This window comes from Pedobacter frigoris (genome assembly GCF_005116445.1).
Lineage (GTDB): Bacteria > Bacteroidota > Bacteroidia > Sphingobacteriales > Sphingobacteriaceae > Pedobacter > Pedobacter frigoris.
The window spans coordinates 160,428-185,203 of record NZ_SWBQ01000002.1 but is presented as its reverse complement, the minus strand read 5'-3'; the positions used below and the strand labels follow the sequence as shown (position 1 = coordinate 185,203).

Annotated in this window: 21 protein-coding genes; 10 read left to right on the top strand and 11 right to left on the bottom strand. The window is 40.7% G+C overall.

Translation table 11 applies throughout. The annotated features are described in order from the left end of the window. Nucleotides 1-10: 10 nt before the first annotated feature. Entirely contained in the window at nt 11-1,441 is a 1,431-nt protein-coding gene (locus FA047_RS07190; protein WP_136835318.1) for a RagB/SusD family nutrient uptake outer membrane protein, read from the top strand. An 11-nt stretch (nt 1,442-1,452) separates the two neighbouring features. Beyond that, the gene (locus FA047_RS07185; protein ID WP_136835317.1) at nt 1,453-2,967 is read left to right on the top strand and encodes a TlpA disulfide reductase family protein; all 1,515 of its coding nucleotides are present in this window, start codon (nt 1,453-1,455) and stop codon (nt 2,965-2,967) included. Between the two features lie 105 nt (nt 2,968-3,072). On the opposite strand, the gene FA047_RS07180 is transcribed toward FA047_RS07185, so the two are convergent. The 3 genes from FA047_RS07180 to mdh all read right to left on the bottom strand — a co-directional run bounded on the left by FA047_RS07180 (nt 3,073) and on the right by mdh (nt 4,970). Continuing rightward, nucleotides 3,073-3,492 (bottom strand): SRPBCC family protein, encoded by a 420-nt coding sequence (locus FA047_RS07180; RefSeq protein ID WP_136835316.1) that lies wholly within the window; start codon nt 3,490-3,492, stop codon nt 3,073-3,075. A gap of 110 nt (nt 3,493-3,602) precedes the next feature. Continuing rightward, complete coding sequence (locus tag FA047_RS07175; RefSeq protein WP_136835315.1) at nt 3,603-4,031, bottom strand: retropepsin-like aspartic protease; 429 nt, start codon at nt 4,029-4,031, stop codon at nt 3,603-3,605. Further along, a complete protein-coding gene (mdh, locus tag FA047_RS07170; protein WP_136835314.1) occupies nt 4,032-4,970 on the bottom strand; it encodes a malate dehydrogenase in 939 nt (312 codons plus the stop codon). It lies immediately after the preceding gene. A 215-nt stretch (nt 4,971-5,185) separates the two neighbouring features. On the opposite strand from mdh, the gene FA047_RS07165 reads away from it, so the two are divergent. The 4 genes from FA047_RS07165 (at nt 5,186) to FA047_RS07150 (ending at nt 11,573) form a co-directional block, all read left to right on the top strand. Further along, complete coding sequence (locus FA047_RS07165) at nt 5,186-5,668, top strand: lipocalin family protein (RefSeq protein ID WP_136835313.1); 483 nt, start codon at nt 5,186-5,188, stop codon at nt 5,666-5,668. 100 nt (nt 5,669-5,768) lie between these two features. Continuing rightward, nucleotides 5,769-10,196, top strand: a complete 4,428-nt coding sequence (dnaE, locus tag FA047_RS07160; RefSeq protein ID WP_136835312.1) for a DNA polymerase III subunit alpha — start codon at nt 5,769-5,771, stop codon at nt 10,194-10,196. Nucleotides 10,197-10,267: 71 nt separating this feature from the next. Beyond that, complete coding sequence (gene trxA, locus FA047_RS07155; RefSeq protein WP_136835311.1) at nt 10,268-10,585, top strand: thioredoxin; 318 nt, start codon at nt 10,268-10,270, stop codon at nt 10,583-10,585. 67 nt (nt 10,586-10,652) lie between these two features. Beyond that, a complete protein-coding gene (locus FA047_RS07150) occupies nt 10,653-11,573 on the top strand; it encodes a DUF58 domain-containing protein (RefSeq protein WP_136835310.1) in 921 nt (306 codons plus the stop codon). A gap of 102 nt (nt 11,574-11,675) precedes the next feature. On the opposite strand, the gene FA047_RS07145 is transcribed toward FA047_RS07150, so the two are convergent. The 6 genes from FA047_RS07145 to FA047_RS07120 are packed head-to-tail and all read right to left on the bottom strand — an operon-like array spanning nt 11,676 to nt 16,430. Beyond that, nucleotides 11,676-12,863 carry an aspartate aminotransferase family protein gene (locus FA047_RS07145; protein ID WP_136835309.1) on the bottom strand — a complete coding sequence of 396 codons (1,188 nt, stop codon included), beginning with the start codon at nt 12,861-12,863 and terminating at the stop codon, nt 11,676-11,678. Nucleotides 12,864-12,889: 26 nt separating this feature from the next. Next, complete coding sequence (locus FA047_RS07140; protein ID WP_136835308.1) at nt 12,890-13,339, bottom strand: hypothetical protein; 450 nt, start codon at nt 13,337-13,339, stop codon at nt 12,890-12,892. 11 nt (nt 13,340-13,350) lie between these two features. Continuing rightward, nucleotides 13,351-13,992 carry a hypothetical protein gene (locus tag FA047_RS07135; RefSeq protein ID WP_136835307.1) on the bottom strand — a complete coding sequence of 214 codons (642 nt, stop codon included), beginning with the start codon at nt 13,990-13,992 and terminating at the stop codon, nt 13,351-13,353. Nucleotides 13,993-14,026: 34 nt separating this feature from the next. Then, the gene (locus FA047_RS07130; protein ID WP_136835306.1) at nt 14,027-14,587 is read right to left on the bottom strand and encodes an RNA polymerase sigma factor; all 561 of its coding nucleotides are present in this window, start codon (nt 14,585-14,587) and stop codon (nt 14,027-14,029) included. A gap of 27 nt (nt 14,588-14,614) precedes the next feature. Further along, nucleotides 14,615-15,574, bottom strand: a complete 960-nt coding sequence (locus tag FA047_RS07125) for a transketolase family protein (protein WP_136835305.1) — start codon at nt 15,572-15,574, stop codon at nt 14,615-14,617. Between the two features lie 10 nt (nt 15,575-15,584). Beyond that, complete coding sequence (locus FA047_RS07120) at nt 15,585-16,430, bottom strand: transketolase (protein ID WP_136835304.1); 846 nt, start codon at nt 16,428-16,430, stop codon at nt 15,585-15,587. Nucleotides 16,431-16,619: 189 nt separating this feature from the next. Here FA047_RS07120 and FA047_RS07115 point away from each other — a divergent pair, with 189 nt between their 5' ends. The 4 genes from FA047_RS07115 to FA047_RS07100 all read left to right on the top strand — a co-directional run bounded on the left by FA047_RS07115 (nt 16,620) and on the right by FA047_RS07100 (nt 22,523). Then, nucleotides 16,620-18,518 carry a heparinase II/III domain-containing protein gene (locus FA047_RS07115; protein WP_136835303.1) on the top strand — a complete coding sequence of 633 codons (1,899 nt, stop codon included), beginning with the start codon at nt 16,620-16,622 and terminating at the stop codon, nt 18,516-18,518. Nucleotides 18,519-18,581: 63 nt separating this feature from the next. Beyond that, entirely contained in the window at nt 18,582-19,313 is a 732-nt protein-coding gene (locus tag FA047_RS07110) for an endonuclease (protein WP_136835302.1), read from the top strand. 169 nt (nt 19,314-19,482) lie between these two features. Further along, nucleotides 19,483-20,766, top strand: coding sequence for a sugar MFS transporter (locus FA047_RS07105; protein WP_225872671.1), 1,284 nt, complete (start codon nt 19,483-19,485; stop codon nt 20,764-20,766). Nucleotides 20,767-20,951: 185 nt separating this feature from the next. Then, nucleotides 20,952-22,523 carry an ATP-binding protein gene (locus FA047_RS07100; RefSeq protein ID WP_136835301.1) on the top strand — a complete coding sequence of 524 codons (1,572 nt, stop codon included), beginning with the start codon at nt 20,952-20,954 and terminating at the stop codon, nt 22,521-22,523. A gap of 51 nt (nt 22,524-22,574) precedes the next feature. Here the strand turns inward: FA047_RS07100 and bcp are convergent, their stop codons facing one another. Continuing rightward, nucleotides 22,575-23,042: a thioredoxin-dependent thiol peroxidase gene (gene bcp / locus FA047_RS07095; protein ID WP_136835300.1), complete on the bottom strand. Its 468-nt coding sequence runs from the start codon at nt 23,040-23,042 to the stop codon at nt 22,575-22,577. 4 nt (nt 23,043-23,046) lie between these two features. Then, a complete protein-coding gene (locus FA047_RS07090) occupies nt 23,047-24,771 on the bottom strand; it encodes a M23 family metallopeptidase (RefSeq protein ID WP_136835299.1) in 1,725 nt (574 codons plus the stop codon). Nucleotides 24,772-24,776: the final 5 nt, after the last annotated feature.

Genomic DNA, 24,776 nt, shown 5'->3' with positions numbered 1-24,776 from the left:
ACTTATACAGATGAACACATTATATAGATATATGACTTTTGTGATGCTTATGCTCACACTTTATGCCTGCAAAAAAGAATTGGGTGTATTGCCAAAAAATGCGAAGGTAGATGCCAATACAATATTGGATCAGGGAACTGCACAAATTGCCCTAAATGGCGCTTATTACCGGTTTGCGAATGCTACAATTACTAAGACCGCATGGCAGGAGCACGAACTCAAGCCGGCCATGCTTGCCGGATACATGGGTATGTATTCCAGTATACTTGCTGAAGAGGAAAACCGTAATGACCGCGCATCCATCAATTACTGGGCTGAGACTTATGTGCTGCTGAATGCTACGAATGGCGTCATCAGAGGAGTCAACGCCCTGCCTGACGCTAAGTTTACCGGCACCAGAAAAAAAGAAATCATTGCAGAAGCACGTTTTCTAAGAGCCTACGCCCATTTTAAACTGCTTACGTTCTATGGTGAATGGTACAAGCCCGACAGTGAGCTCGGTGCGCTTTTGAGAGACGAGCTTTCTACCCTGAGTAATATTCCGAAGAAAAGAAGTACTGTTCAACAAAGTTATGATTATATCCTGGCCGATTTGGATGAGGTCATTGCGAGTGCTCCGGCTACAGCGCCTACGCATTATGTCACTAAATGGGCGGGTATGGCCTTAAAGATGCGGGTATTGATGTGTCGTGGTGCAGCTGCAGATTATCCGGTTATCATCTCTCTGGCAAATACCCTCATTCAAAGTAGTCCTTATCAGTTGGAGGCTGTTGCCGAGGATGTATTCCATAAGAATGGCCTGGCTAGTAAAGAAGTAATTCTGGGTGTAAAACCGCAGGCCAATCAGGAAAAAGAAACCTACAGCAGAAGTGCCCAGTATTTTCCGGGAGCCTCATCTTTGTATGTGGCAAAAGCGCCTCTGAATACGCTGTTTGGCAGTGACCCACGTAAAAGCTGGATCATCGGCAGTGCCAGACCAAAAGCAGGTTATTACTATTTTACCAAGTATATGAAAGAAGGTGGAGTGTCTTCGGCTCTTACTGAAAGTTATTATGCTTTGCGTCTGACTGAGATTTACCTGTTAAAAGCAGAGGCCATAGTACGTTCGGGTGGAAGTTTGGGCGATGCAAAGGCCGTAGTGCATGAAATCCAGGCGAAAGCAGGTATTACTGCACTGGTTAATAATACCAGCTACCTTGCTGTGGAAGCCGCAAATACACCTGCGACCTTACTAGTACAGATATTTAATGAAACGGTAAAAAGCTTAATCGCGGAAGATGGAATGGAATGGCTGGCCATGTTGAGGTTGCCTTTTGATACGGTAAAGTCTTTAAAGCCTACCATTACTACTCAGGTACAATACATTCTGCCTGTACCGAAAGATGAGTTTTTATACAATCCGATTTTTGGCGAACAAAATACAGGTTACTCGAAAAATTAAAGAACCAGATCATGTTTAAAAATAGCATCACTATACTAGCCATCACTTTGTGTTTGGCGGGGGCGGCCCTTGCCCAGGATGTAAAGCCCGATAAAGAAGCAGCTGCGGCCTGGATGGCCAGTATTAAGGATCTCACAGTGGAAGAAGCGAAAATTTATGCTGCGTTGAAAAACGCTACAGACGATGAAGCGGAAAAGCTGGAACTGCAGATCAAGGATATAGCGGCAAAAAAGCTGGAAAGAAAAGCGGCTTACATCAGTAAATATCCCAACAGCGATTTCAGTCTCAGTCTGGTCAATGACGAGCTGATTTTTCTCGGGAACTATGAAGATGGGAATCTGTTGTATTCCAAATTGGGTAAAGCGGCAAAAAGTAAACCTGCAGCCAAAAAGATTGAAGAAAGACTGGCTGTTCTGAAGCATAGTGCAATAGGGGAGCAGATGCCAGACTTTACACAGCCCGATACCGAAGGTAAGCCTGTAAAATTATCAGATTTTAAGGGGAAATATGTGCTTGTTGATTTTTGGGCCAGTTGGTGTCATCCCTGCAGGGCGGAGAACCCCAATGTGTTGAAGGCATACGGGCAGTATAAGGACAAAGGCTTTACTGTGCTGGGGATTTCTTTGGACGACAAAGCGGAGCGCTGGAAAAAGGCTATTGAAGAAGATCAAATGCCCTGGACACAAGTTTCGGATTTGAAGGGATTTAAAAATGAAGTGTCAAGCTATTATGGAATCAATGCCATACCAAGCACTTTGCTGATAGATCCAAGGGGTAAGATCATCGCAAAAGATCTTCGTGGCAAAGCACTGCATAGAAAGCTGGAGGAGCTGTTAGGGAGTGTAACAGATGCAAAGAGTCTGAATGACTCCATCAGTAAACTAAAAAGACCTGAGCGTCTTAAATGGATTGAAGGATATGCAGCTCAAAATCCCGGTTCCCCTTCCGGGCCTTATTTTTTGAGTGAATTTTTGAAGTTTGATTACCAGACCACGATGGAACAACAGGAAGCCATCATGGACAAATTCAAGGGTGCAGCTAAAGCCACTCCTGAATACGTATCAATGGCTAAAGATCTGGAAAGCAAAAAGAAGCTTTTACCAGGCTATATGGCGCCTGATTTTACTTTGTTGAAACCCGATGGTAAACCATTGACACTTTCCGCCATGCGGGGCAAGTACGTGCTCATTGACTTTTGGGCAAGTTGGTGTGTGCCATGCCGCAAGGCAATCCCGCATTTGAAGGAAGTCTATGCGAAGTATAAAGCTAAGGGATTTGAGATTCTGAGTTTATCTGGCGATCAGAACCAGGAGGCATGGAGAAAGGCTATGGATCAGGAACAAATGCCTTGGCCGCAGGTTTGTGATGATTTTCCGGAAAAGTTTAAGCCATCACGTGTAGGGGGTATTTATCAGACGCGTTTCATTCCTTTTTATGTACTGTTAGACCCCAAGGGGAAGATATTGGTGTATAGCGGTCAGGAATCAGATGTAGAAAAAGAACTGGAACGTATATTCTCTAAATAGTTATCACAAGGTTCAATACCTAAAATATTGCCGAATGAGCACCTTTATTGGGTGCTCATTCGGCAATTTAATATACGCTTATGATGCACGAGTCATCGCAACTTATTAAAGCAAAGTTTCAGTATATTTTTTAAAGTTGTCTAAGATTGCCTGCCAACCGCCCTGCTGCATTTCAATTGGGTTGGTGTTTTCTGCATCAAAAGACTCAACAACTTTAGTTGAGTCGCCCTGATCGGTAAAGGAAATTTTTACTTTTCTGCCATCAGCCATTGCATATTCAATCAGCTTGTGTTCTTCTACGTTAGAATATATTCCTTCAAAATCAAAGCTCATGCTTCCGTCTTTGGCCGCCATTGTGGATTTGAATTTTCCTCCTGTACGGATGTCATTGTAGGCATAAGGGGTATGCCAGTCATCAGAAGCAAAGCTCCATTTGGTGATGTGTTCGGGATTTGTCCACGCTTCCCATACTCTTGCCACAGGGGCGTTAATTGTGTTCTCTACTGTAATTACTGTTGGTTCCATATCTTTTATTTTTAGGTCTTTTTTTGATGTAAATTAAGAGATGGGTTTTAAAAACTGAATCTATGGTAACGACAATTTAGGGGGGGATTTACGACTGATGGAAATTATGATTAAAAAGACTCGTAGAGATAGAGCTTCATTTTCTTGTAATTGATGATGGCCTGGTATTTTAACAAAAGGTCGCTTCCTATAATGGCGATCACCTGTGGATGTCCCAGATCTTGATAGGCCTGGTTTACGGTTTCAAGATCCAGGGCTACAGCATTGTAATCATGAAGTTTCAGTCGGCCTATTTTGAGTTTAGGTATGATGGCCTGGAAAGTGCTGGAGGTAGCAAATAAGGTGGTGGCGTGTGTTTCCTCTGGCGTTTCCAGGTCTTCAATGTGTGCTTTGATAAAAGTTTGGTCAAATACCGATCTGGAGGCACCAGTATCTACTACGGCGAGTAATTTCTGCCCGAAAACAACAATTTCCACTAATAAGTGGAAACCGTCGTCTTGTAAGCTTATTAAAATAAGGGGAACAGTAATTGTCCTCATCTATATCAATTTCATTTCAGTCAGCACATTGTTCATGTTTCTTACCGCATCAGCGCTTTTATTAAATGTAGCCTGTTCTTCATCACTCAATTTAAAATCAAGGATCTTTTCAACTCCATTTTTTCCAAGGATGACAGGGACTACCAGCGAAATGTCTTCCTGTCCATATTCACCTTCGAGGTACACTCCGGAGGAGATTAGTTTTTTCTCATCGCGAACGATACTTTCCACCATCGCTGCGGTACCTGCACCTGGTGCATACCATGCAGAAGTTCCTATAAGACCTGTCAGCGTGGCTCCGCCAACCATCGTAGCTGCTACGACTTTATCCTGTTGTTCCTTGCTTAACAATTGGGTAACAGGGATGCTATTCCAGGTTGCGTGATTGATTAAAGGGATCATAGTGGTATCTCCATGACCGCCGATTACAACAGCATTAAGATCTGAAGGAGAACATCCAAGTTCCTGACTCAGGTAATATTTGAACCTTGAGGAATCCAGTGCGCCTCCCATTCCGATGATGCGGTTTTTAGGTAGGCCGGAAGTTTTGAATGTCAGGTAATTCATGGTGTCCATTGGATTGGATACCACAATAATAATCGCATCAGGAGAATGTTTTAAGATATTCTCAGTAACACCCTTTACAATACCAGCATTAATGCCGATCAATTCTTCACGGGTCATTCCCGGTTTGCGGGGAAGTCCGGAGGTAATGACAACTACTTCAGATCCTGCGGTACTTGCATAATCATTGGTAACACCTTTGATTTTCGTATCGAAGCCTAATAAAGCGGCTGTTTGCATCATGTCTATTGACTTGCCCTCTGCAAATCCTTCTTTGATGTCTAATAGAATAAGTTCTTCTGCTAACTCTTTTCTGGCAATATTATCCGCGCAAGTGGCGCCTACTGCTCCTGCACCTACAACCGTTATCTTCATAGTATTAAAATTTTAAAGGTTACAGAATTTGCATTTATTTTTTGTGCAAATCCATTTTCTTATGTACTTTGGTTAGGTAACTAAATGAATCTCTTCATGCCGAAGTTATAAATTTAGCTTAGTTAAAAAAATGCTTTTGAAAACTTTATTCTAAGCCATTGGTTTTATGATAAAGAATTTACATTTGCTGCAAAGAGATAAATAACGGGGGTAATATGGATAATGTACCGGTACAAAAAGTTGATATTATGGCCTATGCGGGGAGGTGGTTTTCCTTGTATTCTATTCCCGGTTTTTTGGATAAGGATTGGAAGCAAACTGTACAGACGTATGTCATTCATCCTGATGGATATTATGCCGCATTTACTACATATAGAGTTCCCGGAGAAGAGAAACAGAAGTATATACGCTCAAAACTGGCTGTAGTAAGAGGTACAGGAAATGCAAAAATGAAGGTACAGGTCATATGGCCTTTTAAAATGGATTATTGGGTAATTGAACTGGCGGCCGATTATTCTTATACGGTTGTAGGTCATCCAAAGCATAAGCATCTTTTCATTATGGCACGAAAACCAGAAATCGATGAGACTCTTTTAGCGGCTATTATTGAGCGTTGTCATGAAAAAGGTTATGATACTTCTAAACTGGCATCTCAAGAGCACAAAAGCACACCATTCCTGGAAATTGTGCCCGCCTGATCCAAACTAATTTTTTCAACGTCTGATATTAGGCGGTTAAAATTCCTTATTTTTGATCAATCATTTTTGATTTCTGAAAGGAGCAATTTTTACTACCGCTATGTACTTAATTTTCGATACAGAGACTACAGGTTTACCACGTAACTGGAATGCGCCGATTACCGACACGGATAATTGGCCAAGGTGTATACAGATTGCCTGGCAGCTTCACGATGAATTGGGAAACCTGATTGAAAACCAGGACTACCTGGTGAAACCGGATGGCTTTAATATTCCTTATGATGCGGAAAGGATCCACGGTATATCTACCGAGCTTGCTGAAGAACAAGGGGTCGGGCTTGCTGAAGTTTTAGAGAAATTTAATGCTGCATTGGCAAAATCAAAATTTATTGTTGGTCAGAATATCGGATTTGATGTCAACATTATGGGCTGTGAATTGCATAGGATGGGCGTCGAAAGTACACTTGGACAAATGCCTGTTTTGGATACCTGTACGGAGACCACGGCCGACCTGCTGAAACTTCCTGGAGGTAGGGGGGGGAGGTTTAAACTTCCAACCTTAACTGAGTTACATCAATACTTATTCGGAGAGCCTTTTTCTGAAGCTCACAATGCTACCGCCGACGTGGAGGCTACTACGCGCTGTTTTTTACAGTTGATTAAATTGGAGGTTTTCAGACAGGACCAGCTGCAATGTACACCGGACTATTTAAAGCGGTTTAAGGAATATAACCCTGGTTCAGTAAATAAGGTTGGATTGACGCATATCAATCTGAAAGCTGCGTCAGATGACATTAGAAAGCGCCTTAAGAAAACCAGCGGTGGCCCGTCGAAAGAAGCTTTACAGGTTAATAAAGAGGAGCTTAAAAATGCTGCTTTTGCCCATTTACATAACCATACACAATTTTCAGTATTACAATCTACCATTAATATCCCAGACCTGATTAAAGCTACGGCTGCGCAGAAAATGCCTGCTGTTGCAATGACTGACCATGCGAATATGATGGGTGCATTCCATTTTGTAAGCCAGGTACTGAACTATAATAAGGGAGCTGAAGCCAAGAATACAGCTGCAGTAGAAAAAGGAGAAGAGCCTACTGAAACCATCATAAAACCGATTGTTGGATGTGAGTTCTTTGTTTGTGATGATCATGAAGATAAAAAGAGGAAGGACAATGGCTACCAGATCGTGTTGCTGGCGAAGAATAAGAATGGCTATCACAATCTGGCAAAACTTTCTTCAATAGCTTATACCAAAGGGTTTTATTATGTGCCCAGAATTGACCGTGCGGTTATTGAAAAATATAAGGAAGACATTATTGTGTTGTCTGGAAATCTTTATGGGGAGATTGCCAGCAAGTTGTTAAATATCGGTGAGCGTCAGGCTGAAGATGCTTTACTGTGGTGGAAAGAACAGTTTGGTTCGGATTTCTACATGGAGGTGATGCGCCACAATCAGGATGATGAGAATATTGTGAATGCATCCTTAATTTCGCTTGCAAAGAAACATGAAGTAAAATTGGTGGCGACCAATAACACCTATTATATCAACAAAAAAGATGCAAATGCACACGACATTTTGTTGTGTGTAAAGGATGGTGAGAAGCAGGCTACGCAGAAAGGGAGTGGACGCGGCTATCGATATGGGTTGCCTAATCAGGAGTATTATTTCAAATCTTCTGATGAAATGAAGGCCCTGTTTGCAGATCTTCCTGAAGCCATATTGAATATCCAGGAGATTGTAGACAAGATTGAGATCTTTAAACTGGCACGTGAGGTACTCTTGCCTAAATTTGATATTCCGGAGCAGTTTTTAGTAGCAGAGGATGATGAAGACGGAGGTAAACGCGGAGAAAATAAATACCTGCGCCACCTGACTTATGAGGGTGCTAAGAAACGATATGGGGAACTGACCCCGGATATTATTGAGCGTCTGGATTTTGAGCTGAAGACGATCGAAAAAACGGGTTATCCCGGATACTTTTTGATTGTACAGGATTTTATCCGGGAAGCAAGAAATCTGGATGTGTCGGTGGGACCGGGTCGTGGTTCTGCGGCGGGTTCTGTAGTTGCCTATTGCTTGTGGATTACGAACATCGATCCGATTAAGTATGATCTCCTTTTTGAGCGTTTCCTGAATCCTGACCGTGTGTCGATGCCCGATATTGATATTGACTTTGACGATGAGGGCCGCGGACGTGTAATGGATTACGTAATTCAGAAATACGGTTCGAATCAGGTAGCTCAGATCATTACCTATGGTACGATGGCGGCCAAATCTTCGATAAGAGATACGGCCCGCGTGTTGGACCTGCCATTATTTGAGGCGGATAAAGTAGCCAAACTGATCCCAAACATGAAGCTCGCGAAGATCTTCAATCTGGAGGAAAAGGTGCTGAAAGAAGCTTTACGTGCGGATGAATATGAGAAGGTTCTGGAACTAAAAGCCATGGCCGGGGCTAAAAACCTGACTGCTGAGACTATCATGCAGGCTCAAATCCTGGAAGGTTCATTAAGAAATACTGGTATTCACGCCTGTGGTGTAATCATCACCCCTGATGACATTACCAATTTCGTACCTGTGGCAACGGCCAAGGATTCAGATTTGTATGTTACTCAATTTGACAACTCTGTTGTTGAAAGTGCCGGATTGTTGAAGATGGACTTTTTGGGCTTAAAGACGCTGACGCTCATAAAGGATACTGTAAAACTGGTGAAATTGGGACATGGAATAGCGCTTGATCCTGATATTTTTCCAATAGACGATGTCAAGACTTACGAGCTGTTCCAAAGAGGTGAAACGATAGGTATATTCCAGTACGAGAGTAATGGTATGCAGAAATACATGAAAGAGCTAAAGCCTACAGTTTTTGGTGACCTGATCGCGATGAACGCATTATACAGACCGGGGCCTTTGGAGTATATTCCAAGCTTTGTACGTAGAAAGAATGGTGAAGAAGAGATTAAATATGACCTTGATGCTTGTGAAGAATACTTAAAAGAGACTTACGGAATTACAGTTTACCAGGAGCAGGTGATGCTTTTGTCGCAAAAACTGGCTGGTTTTACCAAAGGTGAGGCCGACGTTTTGCGTAAGGCAATGGGTAAGAAGCAGAAGGATGTACTGGATAAGATGAAGCCTAAGTTTGTAGCTCAGGCCGCTGAAAAAGGCCATGATGCAGCTACATTGGAGAAGATCTGGAAAGACTGGGAAGCATTTGCATCCTATGCTTTTAATAAATCACACTCTACCTGTTACGCCTGGATTGCATATCAAACTGCCTATCTCAAAGCACATTATCCTGCGGAATATATGGCTGCGGTTCTTTCGAACAATATGAGCGACATTAAGCAGGTGGCTTTCTTTATGGAGGAATGTAAGCAGATGGGTGTGCAGGTACTGGGCCCCGATGTTAACGAGTCTGATATTAAGTTCTCCGTAAATGCACAGGGTGAAGTTCGTTTTGGATTATCTGGAATTAAAGGTGTGGGCGACAAGGCCGTAGAAAGTATCATAGAAGAACGTGTAGCAAAGGGTATGTACGCTGACGTGTATGACTTTGCGAGGAGATCGAATACCCGTACTGTAAACAAGAAGGCGTATGAGAGTTTTGTGTATAGCGGGGCTTTTGATGGCTTTGGCTCACACAGGGCGCAATACTTTTTTGTAGGGATGAACGATAGGATGAACGGCATTGAAAAGCTGATCAAATATGCGAATGACTTTCAAAATAATGAGTCGTCCTCTCAGTCCTCTTTATTCGGTGGCGGAGTAGCCGATCTGATCTCTGAGCCATCACTCCCGGTAGCTCCTGAATGGAGTTTGATAGACCGTCTGAAATATGAAAAGGATGCCATTGGGATCTTCCTGAGCGGACACCCTCTGGATAACTATCGACTGGAACTCGATCGTTTTTGTCAGCAAAATGTGAAACACCTTTCCATTGTGAATAAGATTCGTAGTGGTGATACCAATGAGGAAGTACTTGCGGAATTTGAAGGTATTAAAAACAGAGAGCTGGTAGTAGGTGGATTGGTAGTTATGGCTGCTCAGCGAATGACAAAGACAGGTAAGCCATTCGGAACGATGATGTTTGAAGATTATGATGACAGTTGTGAACTGGCTTTGTTTGGCGATGATTTCATAAAGTTTAAGCAATTCCTTACAGAAGGATACTTTTTACAGATCAGGGGTAGAGTAGGCGAACGTTTTAGAAAAGAGGGAGATTGGGAGTTTAAGATTACTTCAATTAACCTGCTTTCAGAATTACGTGATAAATTGGCAAAAAGCGTTACCATACAAGTTCCTATAGAGCGGATTACCGATGATTTTATGAGTCAGATTCATGCCATACTGGAAGACAATAAGGCAACAACAGATATTCAGAATTGTCAGCTTCTTTTTGAAATTTACGACAGGGAACAAAACGTAAATATCAAAATGCCTTCCAAGTCAGTTAAAATCAACCCCTGCAATGATTTATTAGAACAATTAGAAACTTTAAACGTTAATCCTAAGTTGAACTAATGTCATTTTGACATTAGTAGATTGATGGCATTACAATTGATTATATATTTGCAAAATAAAAAATAGAAATTATGGCTTTGGAAATTACAGATGCAAACTTCGAGGAAGTTGTATTAAAATCAGATAAACCCGTTTTGGTTGATTTTTGGGCAGAGTGGTGTGGACCATGTCGCATGGTAGGACCAGTTGTAGACGAGATCTCAAAAGAATATGAAGGGAAAGCAGTTGTTGGTAAGGTAAATGTTGACAACAATCCTCAAATCTCTACCCAATTTGGTATCCGCAACATTCCTGCATTATTGTACTTCAAAAATGGTGAAGTTGTAGACAAACAAGTTGGTGCAGTTCCAAAATCTGTATTGGCACAGAAATTAGACAAACAGTTGTAATTTTTACAACACAGCATACTTTAAAAGCGTTCATAAATTTATGAACGCTTTTTTTTATATTTACATTATGCAGTCACCATTTAATGAACAAGCCTCACACTTCAACAGTAATTTAGAATTGCTTGCCCGGCAGGTAGTTGAGGGGTTTATTACTGGGCTGCACAAAAGTCCTTTTCATGGTTTTTCGGTTGAATTTGCAGAACACAGATTGTACAATGTCGGCGATAGTGTCAAAAATATAGACTGGAAATTATTTGCGAGAACAGATAAGCTATTTAGTAAGCGTTATGAAGAGGAAACCAATTTGCGCTGTCAGTTTATTGTAGATGTCTCGTCATCTATGTATTTTCCTATGGAGGGATATAATAAACTTAATTTCTCGATAGAGGCAGTAGCGGCGCTTATTTATTTGCTCAAGCGACAAAGGGATGCCTTTGGCCTTAGTCTGTTTACAGATCACTTGATTTTAAATACACCGGCAAAGTCTACCACTACACATCAGAAATATCTATTTACACATCTTGAGCAGATCCTCCGGGCAAAGAAAATGGATGTAAAAACAAATGTGGAGCAGGCCCTTCATCAGATTGCAGAGTTCATTCATAAACGTTCACTTGTCGTTATTTTTAGCGATATGCTGAATACGATACAGGATGAAAATCATACAGAAGCTTTGTTTTCTGCCTTACAGCACCTGAAGTTCAATAAACATGAAGTGATCATTTTTAATGTGACTGACAAGGCTAAAGAAGTAGATTTTGAGTTTGAGAACAGGCCGTATGAATTTGTGGATATGGAAACTGGGACAGTGCTGAAGGCCCATGCATCTAAGGTCAGGGAAGCATACCTGGAAAAAATGAATGCTTACAGGCAGGCTATACAATTGAAGTGTACGCAATACAAGATCGATATGATCGATGCAGATATCAGTAAAGGGTTTTTCCCGATACTACAAGCTTATCTGATCAAGAGACAGAAAATGAGTTAATTAGTATTTAGACAATCATCGCTCCCGTCATTGCGAGGAGCTCTTTGCGACGCGGCAATCCCATCATGAGATTGCTTCGTGCCTCGCAATGACGATGAGTGATTAAGCAATTGCTTTAACATTCTTCAAAATCACCTCACAGGCCCATTCAATCTCTTCTTCGGTAATAATCAATGGCGGAGCGATGCGCATGGAATTGCTGCAGTGCAGAAACCAGTCGCTGATGATTCCATCTGCTATACATGCATCTATGATCTTTTTGTTAGTCTGGAAATCTTCAAATTCTATTGCAATCATTAGACCTATACCACGAACTTCCTTTATTGCCGGATGTTTCAATAACTTTTTAAACAGATTTCCTTTTTCGGCTACATCTCTTACGATGTCTTCTTTCAAAATCGTTTGAAGGGTAGCTAATCCGGCAGCGCAACTTACCGGGTGACCACCGAAAGTAGTAATATGGCCTAATATTGGATTTGTAGCCAGAGATATCATAATCTCTCTTGAGCTCACAAAAGCTCCGATAGGCATGCCGCCTCCAATACCCTTTGCTAAAAGCAAGATATCAGGAACAATATCAAAATGCTCAAACCCAAAAAGCTTTCCTGTACGCCCGAAACCGCATTGAATTTCATCTAAGACTAACAATGTACCTGTAGCCGTGCATTTCTCTCTAAGCGCTTTAAAATAGGCTTTGTCGGCAATTCTAATGCCTGCTTCGCCCTGTATGGTTTCAATGAATACAGCTGCGGTCTTGTCAGTAATCTGATCCAGGTCTGCCGTTACATTGTAATTGATGAATTTGATGTGTGGTAATAATGGTCTGTATGCTTGCTTGAACTCTTCATTGCCCATTAAACTCAAAGCTCCTTGTGTACTCCCATGATAGGAATGATTACAGGCAATAATCTCAGTTCGGCGGGTATAACGTTTGGCTAATTTCATGGCACCTTCAACAGCTTCAGCACCTGAATTAACAAAATAGGTAGAATTCAGGCTTTCAGGAAGCACATCAGAAAGAGCTTTGGCAAAGTTAACCTGGGGGCTTTGAACAAATTCCCCGTAAACCATGATGTGCATGTAACGTTCAGCCTGTTGTTTTACAGCATTGACAACTGCAGGGTGGCAATGGCCTACATTGCTGACGCCGATACCGGCAATCAGATCCATGTATTTTTTGCCTTCAGTATCATATAGATACATACCGCTTGCCTTTATAAATTCGAGAAGAAGTGGTTCTAAAGTGGTTTGTGCGTTGTGCTGCAGAAATAACTGACGTTGTGTAAGCATGGCACAAACTTACGAAATTATTCTTTTTACTGCGGTCTGCCCCCTCTGTACTTGTTCAGGAGTTCTCTCTTAAAAGCCTCCTGGGCACGATAGAATTTGCCGACAATTTTTATTGGAAGACTAGTCTTTAACTTTCTATAGTAGATGACATCCAGGTTTAATTCTCTCTGCCTCATCGCAAAATCATTCTGAATTAAGGCCTGCACTTCACTATCAGACAGGTTTTCTATTTCACTGATCTTTCTGAAACTGATCATCTTTTGCTGACGTTCTTTACGAAGATCGGATTGTTGTTTTTGCCAGCTGGTATAGATTGGCCAGAATATTTTTGCTTCTTCCGGACTTAAGTCAAGTTTCTGCGTTAAAAAGGCAATCTTATAAGCTTCAATTTCCTCACCCCTGTCTCCTCCGGGCCTTTGCGCCAAAGCAAAGAATGGCAGGGAAAAGAACAGCGTTATGATAATTATGTGTTTCATTATATCGTTAATTATAGACCAGCAATTTCATTTTGTGAATAGTTGTTAAGTATATAACTCTCAAGCGCAACATCAGAAGCAGATGCCTGAGCCTGTCTAGGTTCAGTAGCTTCGATATGTTCGATAATTACATCCTCATCAATATCGTACAGCATTTGTTCAGTAACCAACTCAGCGGTAAGCGATTTCTGCTCTGCAGGTTGACTGTTTAAATAAATTGTACCGACACCCGCGATGATAACAAAACATGCTGCTGATGCATATTTTACCAATTTAGAATGCCATAAACGAAGAATGGTTGGCTCAGCTTTTGCCTGAGAATCCTGAATTATTTTGGCAAGGATGCTGGATTGCATTTGCTCAAAATAGTTAGCAGGAATTCCAAAACCTTCTTGCGGAATTGCCGCCTTTAGCTTTTCAGCAAAAATAGCGGCATTAATATTTTCATTAAGCCCATCAAAGTAATTTTCCGGAGTGCTAAATCCACTACCATTTACTTTTGCTTTCAATCCCTCAAGATATACAGCGTTGGAAATTTCATTACCTAACCCCTCAAAATACCCTTCAGGAACTACGAAAGGATTGTTTAAAGGCAGGCTCGCCAATAGCGGGGCTTCCTTTTTCCAATCGTTATTTTCTAAATTCTGTTCCATTATGTATCTATTGATGTATTAATTGGCAAAAGGTTTAAAAGGTAATGTCTTCATTTAGCATAAAAACTTCAATTTTTTTAACGGCGATATGAAAAGATGCCTTTAAGGCTCCTACACTCGTTCCCGTGATTTCAGCAATTTCCTCATACTTAAGCTCATTAAAGTATTTCATATTGAATATCAGGCGTTGTTTTTCCGGTAAAGTGAGTAAAGCCTTTTGTAATTTGAGCTGAATTTTATCTCCGTTGAAATAAGATGCGGCAACCAGGCTTTCAGCCAGTTCACCAGAGACTTCATCCATTGGAGTGTTATTCTGTTGTTTCTTTTTATTGAGGAAGGTGATGGACTCGTTGGTGGCAATCCTGTAAATCCATGTGTACAGCTGAGAGTCGCTGCGGAATTTTTCAAGGTTTTTCCATACCTTGATGAATACGTCCTGGACAAGATCATCTGTGTCATCATGATTGATCACCAGTCGACGGATGTGCCAGTAAATTTTTTGCTGATATTTATTTAAAAGCAGGTTAAAGGCTTCATTACGAGTTTTTTCATTGGAGAATTTCTCTAATATCTCTGAATCTTCAACCTGCTTCATTATTTTCTTTTTATTAGCTGCTATTGGTTATTTACCTGCTCTTTTCAGTACTTTTTGAGCAGCTTCGATAATGTTAGCACTGTCTAATCCGTACTTAGTCATCAACTGATCAGGAGTACCACTTTCACCGAAACTGTCGTTCACTGCTACAAACTCCTGAGGAGTTGGTAATTCAGTAGAAAGCAATCTTGCAACACTTTCTCCAAGTCCGCCATATTTATTGTGCTCCTCACAGGTAACTACGCACCCGGTTTTCTTAACTGATTTTAAGATGGCTTCTTCGTCCAGAGGTTTGATGGTGTGGATATTAATGATTTCAGCATCTATGCCAAGTTCAGCTAGTTTTTCCCCGGCTTCGATTGCTTTCCATACCATATGTCCTGTGGCGATGATCGTCACGTCCGTACCTTCATTTACCATCCATGCTTTACCGATTTCAAATTTCTGATCCGGATCAGTAAATACAGGGATTACAGGGCGACCGAAACGCAGGTAAACCGGGCCATGATGCTCTGCAATGGCAATAGTCGCCGCTTTGGTTTGGTTGTAGTCACAGGTGTTGATCACAGTCATTCCAGGAAGCATTTTCATCAAACCTATATCCTCTAGAATCTGGTGAGTAGCACCATCTTCACCGAGTGTTAAGCCAGCATGTGAAGCACAGATCTTTACATTTTTATCAGAATAGGCTACCGATTGACGAATCTGGTCATAAACACGGCCTGTAGAGAAATTGGCGAAAGTTCCTGTAAAAGGAATTTTGCCACCTATGGTTAATCCGGCAGCGATGCCGATCATATTTGCCTCAGCAATACCAATCTGGAAAAAGCGCTCAGGAAACTCTTTGATAAATGCATCCATCTTCAAAGAACCTATAAGGTCAGCACATAGTGCCACTACCTCGGGATTTTTCTTTCCTGCTTCCAGTAATCCAGCTCCGAAACCAGAGCGTGTATCTTTTTTTTCTGTATATGTATATTTTTTCACGATTTCTATCTTAATAATCTTTCTGGGTACTTGTTAATTGAGCTAAAGCAGTTGCCAATTGCTCATCGTTAGGAGCAACACCATGCCATTTGTGAGATCCCATCATGAAATCAACACCGTATCCCATTTGGGTACTCATCAGGTTCAGGATTGGTTTACCTTTTCCAGTCAATGATTTGGCATAATGCAAAGCTTTTACGATCGCATCCATATCATTACCATCAGAATTGATCACATGCCATCCAAAAGCCTCAAATTTAGCCTGAAGGTTTTCAAGAGAAAGAACTTTTTCAGTTGGACCGTCGATCTGCTGACCATTATAATCCACGGTACAGATCAGGTTGTCAACCTTATTGAAAGGAGCATACATGATGGCTTCCCAGTTTTGTCCTTCCTGCAATTCACCATCACCATGTAAAGAATATACAATAGAATAATCTTTATTTAGTTTTTTTGCTTGCGCAGCGCCAATCGCTACAGACATTCCCTGTCCTAATGAACCAGAAGCGATCCTGATGCCAGGTAGACCTTCGTGAGTAGTAGGGTGTCCTTGTAATCTTGAATTCAGTTTTCTGAAAGTCACCAGTTCACTAATGTCAAAATAACCAGATCTGGCAAGAACACTATAGAAAACCGGAGAAATGTGTCCGTTTGAAAGGAAAAACAGGTCTTCTCCTTTTCCATCCATAGTAAAATCAGTAGAGTGGTTCATTACCTCAAAATAAAGTGCAGTAAAGTAATCTGCACAGCCTAATGATCCACCTGGGTGGCCCGATTGGCAGGCATGTACCATTCTAACGATATCTCTTCTTACCTGAGTAGCGATATCTTCTAATTCTTTAATTGTATGTTTCATTAATTGGGGTTTGTTTATTAATAAGACAAACTTATATAAACTATGCAAGTATTCATGCAGATAGTTCGAAAAAAAGTAAATATCTGGATGAAATGTATTTATGGAGGTTTAAAGGAAATAAAGAATTATTTCTACATTTAGATTTGGAAACGTTTTCATAATAGGTCAAACCAAATTATTCTCGATATCATGAAGTTAATCAAATCCTCTATAGTGTTATTTACGGTCATTTTAATCACAGCTGTAACTCCAGCTCTGGCCTTTCAAAATCAGTCAGCTTCTTTGGCTGATACGGTAGTCACAGCAGCATGGATCAAAGCAAATCTTAGAAAGAAAGGACCTCATTTAATATTAACTAATGAGGCTTTAAATGAAATTAAATCTACCGTAGTTAAGGATGATGCCTTGAAAGCCTATTACCAATTTCTGTACAAAAATGCAGAAGCACTTTTAACTACTCCCGTTTTAGAAAGAAAACTGGAAGGGAGGCGTCTGCTCGGCGTTTCAAGAGAAGCGGTAAAGCGGATAGGAACACTATCCAGTGTTTACGCCATTTCAAAGGAGCCACGTTTTTTGAAGCGTGTGGAGGCCGAGTTGCTGAATGTATGTGACTATTCGGACTGGAATCCCAATCATTTTTTGGACGTGGGCGAAATGGCCTATGCTGTTTCAATTGGATTAGACTGGACAATCGGTGATTTACCGCAGTCTACAAGGGAGATCGTCAGAGCAGCGCTGATTGATAAGGCATTGAAACCGAGTTTAAAAGAAAATCCCAAAGGCTGGATTTCAGGCACCAATAACTGGAACCAGGTGTGCCATGGAGGCATGGTAGCGGCAGCTGTGGCTGTTGCTGATCAGGAACCTGAACTATCCGCGCAAATCATATCAAGGGCATTAAAAAATATTCCCAGGGCATTAAAGGCATATGCACCTGATGGAGCTTATCCAGAGGGCGCGTCTTATTGGGCTTATGGCACCACATATACATTGATTACTATTTCTGCATTGGAAAGTGCCTTTGGTATTGATTTCGGAATTTCGCAATCACCCGGATTCATTCAGAGTGCCTTGTTTGTGAAAAAACTGGCAGGCCCTTCAGGCTTGTACTACAACTATTTTGATTCGGGAAGCGGAGGCGATAACAATCTTGAAAATCAGGAATTGTTATCCTGGTTTGCACATAAATCCGGTAATGCTGTTTATTTTGATAAAAATCAACTGAAAGATTTGGTTGGCAAATCAGTTGCCGATGGTAAAAATACATCCAAATTAAATGGAATGGCGCTGGTCTGGATGGTCAAAGCAAAAGAGACAAATCGCAAAGAACTCCCTATAAACTATAAAGGAGACGGAGTAAACCCGGTGGTAATTTTCGGAGCCGGGAGTAACGATAAATCTGGTTTTTACCTGGGCGCAAAAGGAGGAGCGGCGAACCTGAGTCATGGAAATATGGATGCCGGCTCTTTTGTATTTGAACTGAATGGAGTGAGGTGGTCGGTCGATCTTGGCATGCAGAACTACCTTCAGTTGGAAAGTGTGATCGGAGTAAACGGATTGTGGAATTCTGCGCAGAACAGCCCAAGGTGGACGTTATTGAGTAAGAATAACTTTGGACATAGCACCTTGACCATCAATGAGCAGTTGCACAATCCAAGTGGTTTCGCTCCGCTGGTTCATTTTAAAGATTCGAAAACTAATCCGGAGGCAAGTTTTGACCTGACCGCTATTTATAAAGGCCAGCTTGGTTCTGCGAAGCGGAATTTTAAAAGAAAGGACGCAAAGACTTTAATCGTTGAAGATCTTCTAAAATTGTCTGATCAGACGCAAAGTATCACCTGGGCAATGATGACGCAGGCAGATGCTGAGGTGATTGAAGGGGGAGTATTACTAAGACAAAACGGTAAGTCACTTAAGGTGATGATTAAAGACCTGAAAAATGTGGAACCCAAAATAGTATCTAAAGATCCGCCGCCGCTGCAGTATGATATGAAAGTGGAGGGATTGAAAAGATTAGAATTCAGGATTCCGGCAAAAGCCTTTAAAAATTCCGAGGCCAGGATTATTGTCGAATTGAGTGGCGTTTAAAAAACCTGAGCCCCGGATAAAAACATTGTCTGGCATAAGCTGGTTTTATAAGAAAACCAGCTTATGCCAGAAGGACCGTCGATTGTCATTTTAAAAGAAAAGATCTCTTACCTCAAACATAAGATTGTTTTAGAGGCATCAGGGTATGCTGATGTGGACATGGATGCAATCCATCATAAGAAGATAATGAACTTTAAAAGCTGGGGTAAGCATTTCTTTATCTGTTTCAACGACTTCACGATCAGGATTCATTTTGGATTGTTTGGCAGCTATCAGCTTCACAAACCAAAGAAAGTAAATCCAAAAATAGCATTGCATTTTAATGATGATGATGTCTATTTCTACGTGTGTACAGTAAGGCGTATTGACCAACCATTAGATGAGGTTTATGATTGGGAGGCAGATGTAATGGGCGATCAGTGGAATCCATCGAAAGCGCTTCAAAAAGTAAAAAGTCTGGGCCCTAAGAAGATCTGTGATGTGCTTCTGGATCAGAATATTTTTGCAGGAGTAGGAAATATCATCAAGAATGAAGTGTTGTACCGCAGCAGAGTACATCCAGAAAGCATTATTGAAAAGATACCAGAGGAAAAGCTGAAAAAAATTATAAAGGAATGCAGGGTTTATAGTTTTGATTTTTTTAGATGGAAGAAAGACAATGAGTTGTCGAAGCATTTTGAAGTTTACGAGCAAAAAGAGCTTAAAAGTAACGGAGAGGAAGTGGTGAGGAAAGAAACGGGGGCTACTAAACGGATCAGCTACTTTATAGAAAAAGCGCAAAAGCTATATGTATAAAGGGTTTTAAAAGGACATATATAGATTTATATTATAAGAAGTTTTTTAGACAAACGTTTGCGTAGAAAAAGTAGATTTGATCTTGTTTATATTTTTATACTTTAGCACCTGAAGTTTTTTTAATAACTTAAAAACTGAGCACCTTACAAAATTAAATCTAAACCAACTAATGAACCAAATCCAACCTCAAAACAGAACACCTGTATTTACAATGGTGATATGCTGTGCGTTTTATTTCATCTTAGGCTTTATAACATGGGCCAATGGCTCTTTAATTCCATTCGCTAAAAAAGCATTTGATCTGGACAGTGACTTACAGGCATTTCTGGTAACCTTTGCTTCTTACATTGCTTACTTTTTCCTGGCAATTCCTAGTTCTTGGATACTTAAAAAGATCGGCTTCCATAATGGATTAGTTCTCAGTGTAGTAGTTTTAGGGGTAGGATCTTTAATATTTATTCCGGCAGCGGAAAAAAGTAGTTATGTGCTCTTCCTGATAGCAATTTTTGTACAGGGTTCTGGTATGGCTTTGCTGCAAACTGCAGTGAATCCTTATCTAAGTATCATCGGGCCAATTGACAGTGCCGCGCAACGTATAGCAATAGCCGGTTTCTGTAATAAGGCAGCTGGGATGATTGCACCGATTGTACTCGGTAGCCTGCTTTTAAAAGGTGCAAATGCAGCTGAGGCGCGCCTGGTACAAGCTACAACTGAAGTGGAGAAACAAACGATCTTAAATGAATTGTTAGATCAGCTTCATGCACCGTACATCGCATTGGCCATTATGCTGGCAGTGTTTGCAATAGGGCTTAAGTTTGTTAGCCTGCCTGAAGTAAATACTGAAGAGGAAGATGTTAATGAAAAGGCTTCGAATAGTTCTAAAACTATATTCAGTTATCCGCATTTGTTTTTAGGATCGCTGGCGATTTTCTTTTGTGTGGCTGTAGAGGTAATGGCAGGAGATATCATCGGAACATATGCAAGGGAACTGGGTGCAGTGCCTCAGGTATTTAGAGATAATGCTACTGCATTTACTTTAGGATTTATGCTGGTAGGTTACTTAATCGGTATCATTACGATCCCAAGATTCATCAGCCAGCAAGCAGCGCTTAGGGTATGTACTAGTGTGGGTATTTTATTTACTGTGCTTTCTGTGTTTACCACCGGAGTAGTTTCCTTTTGGTTTGTTGCTTTGCTAGGTCTGGCCAATTCATTATTGTGGCCGGCTATTTTCCCGCTAGGCATTAAAGGCCTGGGTAGGTTTACAAAAACCGGCTCGGCAATTATGATTATGGGTATTGCAGGAGGTGCGGTTTGGCCTTTGTTGTATGGTTATATGAAAGATGAATTACATATAGACTTCCAACATGCATTTTTATATGCAATGATCCCGGCTTATTTATATATCGTTTATTTTGCTTCAGCCGGTCATAAAGTTAAATCAAGAGGTTAATTCTTAACTAAATTTATAGCTGTCAGGGGGATGATCCTATTAGGATCATCCCCCTGATTTTTTTGGTATTTCGGCTGGCTACAGTTGAACGAAATGAACAGCTTGAATACAGGCGGATTTATTAGCAAAACCCTATTTTTATCAATATGCAAAGAAAATAGGGTTGCATAATTTAACGCATTATTATGTTCATTTCCAACTTACGCAGGAGACTGAATGATATTTCTATCTCCAGGAAACTGTATTTTACAATAGGTTTTACAGCGTTATTGGTAACTATAGAAATTTGTGTGCTATGGGTATCACCTAAAACAGATCTTGTATTGAAAGTGTTTCTCGCTGTATCAATTACAACGGCGATTTCCAGCATATTGATCATTTTGTCGGTTAATTACGGCCTGAAAAGAGCGCTTAATACTATTACCGCAGGAGCAGAAAGAATAAAAAGAGGCGAACTGAGAAGTCGCGTAGAGGTTTACTCTAAAGATGAAATAGGTATTCTTGCCACAGCCTTTAATGATATGGCTGATACATTGGATAATAATATCAGAGAGCTAAAGCTTACTGAAAAACATTTGATCAAAGAAAAGGAACGTGTTGAGCAATCTGAAAAAGCCAAACAGCATTTCTTAATCAACATGAGCCATGAGATCCGTACACCGATGAATGCAATCCTCGGGTTTGCCAGGCATTTAGAGGAATCCCTAAATGATAAGGATCAGCAGGAGTCTATTAAAATGATCATAAAATCAGGTGATCATTTGCTGATGACTTTTAACGATATCCTGGATTTCTCAAGGATAGGAACCGGTGAAATTAATTTTATGGCCCTGCCATTTAATTTGAATGAAACGATCCAGTCTATCTTTATGCTTACTGAACCTAACGCCAGGTTTAAAAAAGTAGGGTTAACGTATTCAATTGATGAAAATATACCAAAGATGCTCTATGGCGACTCTGTGAAACTTACTCAAATCTTGTTGAACCTGACTTCAAATGCGATCAAGTTTACAGAGCGGGGCGGCATTGTAATTTCAGCAGCAAAAACTGAAGAGGATTCAAATCAGGTCGTGGTGGAGTTCAGGATCAAAGATACAGGTATAGGGATACCATCAGATAAAATTGATAAGATCTTTGATGTCTTTGAGCAGGGAACAAATAGCATGTCGCGCAAATTTGGGGGAACCGGCGTAGGCTTAAGTATTGTAAAGCAACTGGTCACCTTACAGGGTGGTAAAATATCCGTGGAGAGCGTTTTGGGACGAGGATCGGAGTTTTGTTTTAGTCTGCCTTTTTCAACACAAAATTTACCTGATGATGAAAAAGGAATAGAAGGAAATTCGCGTCAGAATGCAGATGACAGGAAAGACGGTAAGGGGATAAAGGTCCTCATTGTCGAGGACAACGCGATTAATCAATTGCTGGTGCTTAAATTATTGCATAAACATGGTTATGATACCACTGTTGCTGAGAATGGGAAGATCGCTTTACACAAATTCAATAAGGCTGATTTTGATATTATATTAATGGACTTGCAGATGCCAGAAATGGATGGTTATGAAGCCACCATACAAATTCGTAAAATGGACTCCTATAAAAGGTTTGTGCCAATAGTTGCCATGACTGCCTATACCATCAAAGGTGAATATGAAAAATGTATGTCAACAGGAATGAATGACTATATATCCAAGCCATTCAGGGCTGCGGAACTGTATGAAAAGATACAGTTTTTGGTAAGGACGGAGCAGCAGATTTAAACGATTGTAGCTGCAGGTTGTTAATACCTGCAGCCGATCTTGTGTTTTAAGCTATTTTTGGGTCAGCAGTTCCAGCACTTGTGCAGTTGAATTTTTGGTGTCTACTTTTTTAATGATGTGCGAAATATTTCCATTTTCATCGATGAGAAAAGTAGTCCTGTTGGTGCCCATATATTTTTTACCATACATGTTCTTTTCACCCCACACGCCGTAGGCTTCAACTATTTTTTTATCAGGGTCGGCAATCAAAGTAAATGGCAGACTGTGCTTTACAGCAAATTTTTGGTGTGATTTTTCATCATCTACACTTACTCCGAGGACAACAATGCCCTGAGCTGTCAGCCCCTGGTAATTGTCCCTGAAATCACATGCTTCAGCTGTACATCCGGGAGTATCGTCTTTTGGATAAAAATAAAGCACTACTTTTTTGCCTGTAAACTGGCTTAAGGATATGGTATCTCCATTTTGATCTTTCGCCGAAAAATCAGGAGCTTTTTGGCCTTCTTTTAATTCACTCATGAGGTTATTTATAAAAAGTAATTGAATAATTTTTGTTATTGTCTTTCATGTCGGCAACAATGACTTCGAGGGTGTGTTTTCCTGAAGTTGTTTTTTCATCAAATGTATGCCATAATGAGGCGGTTTTTGTATCAAATTCCATTAAGATCCATTTGCCGTCTATATAGCCGTTAAAGCTCTTTATTCCTGAAAGGTTGTCTCTTATTTTGAATGACATCTTGGAGATTCCATTCATGTTTTTTCCATCGGCGATATTTACAGGGATTATGGTTGGCGGTAAGGTGTCGATGGAAATAAAATAACTGCCAAAGGTTCTGGGTTTGGCCTTTACATAACCATTTTCAAAATATCCGCCTTGCGATCCTCTTCCTGTGTTTACGATCAGGGCCTTTTCTTTATATTTATTTAAGGTGCTGTCTGCTTTTATCCATATCTCGAAACCTGTATGAAGAGGTGTCAGGTTGTTGTGGATCTGGTGAATGTCAGAATAAGCATTTACAACAGGTTTTGGTAGTTTCTTATATTGAAAGTTGAGTTCATTATACAGTGTTCCTTTCGGGAGAATTACTTTTACTTCAGGTGTGTTAAACTCATTTAAATTGTTGTAGGCATAAATGGTTGAGCCAGCAGGAGGCTGTGGTGCATCGATAATGGCTTTTGCGTCTGATTGAACGATAAATGAAAGTATGCTTTTATTCCCTTTGCCGTCGGTGATCGTGTACTTAAGTTTATGAAGTTCTCCATCCGTAAATTCAATACGGCCGTTATTTATCAGGTTGCTGTAGATTTGAAGTGGATTACCCGGATCAACAAAGCTTTTTTGTATGCTTTTTTTGGTTGTGATGTAAGTTGGATAATCGATGTGTGAATTGATAGCCTTGCTGTTCTCAAACTGAAATCTTTCGAGTGCGGAAGTGTATACCGGCTTGTCGTCCAATTCAAGTTCTATTGAATACACCCCGTTGGTTCCTGATGCGCCATTGTGCTTGTCAGTAGCTACAATCCCGAAACCAACCTCTCCGCTTAGGTTGATGGTGTTTACTTTGTTGAGACGGTAGGTCCCATTTGCACCCGTTACCTGGAAATATTGTTTTGGAATGGATTGATTAAAAGTTTTTTTATTTAAACGGTATATATACATTGAATAAATGACTGGAGGAACATTGTCAGGGATATCCAGGCCGAAAAGCTGAGGATTTATTGTGGCTTCAGTTTTTGTATTCCTGATCTCAAAATGCAGGTGGGGGCCGCCAGAACTGCCGGTATTTCCTGTGTAGGCTATGACGTCTCCTTTGCGGACTGGTATCAACAGCGAGTTCGGAAATTCATCAATTTCGTAAGATTTCTTCTGGTATTGTATTGACTTAACCTGCTGGGCTATTTTAGCGCCAAATCGCTGTAAATGGCCATATACAGAAGTGTATCCATTTGGATGATTGATGTAAAGCGCAAGGCCAAAGCCACTATTCTGAATACGTAACCTCGAAATGTAGCCATCTGCAATAGCATAGACAGGATACCCTTCACGTTGATTGGTTCTGTAGTCCATTCCGGAATGGAAGTGATTGGCTCTTAACTCTCCAAAAGAGCCGGCAAGTGCAGGTGGTACCAAGTCTAAGGGAGCTCTAAAATCGACCAGTGGGTATTTGCTGTTGCTGAATATTTGCTGGCTTTGAGCTGTTAATGAGGATATGAGTAAAACAGTGAATGTTAAAAGAAATCGGATCATTAAAT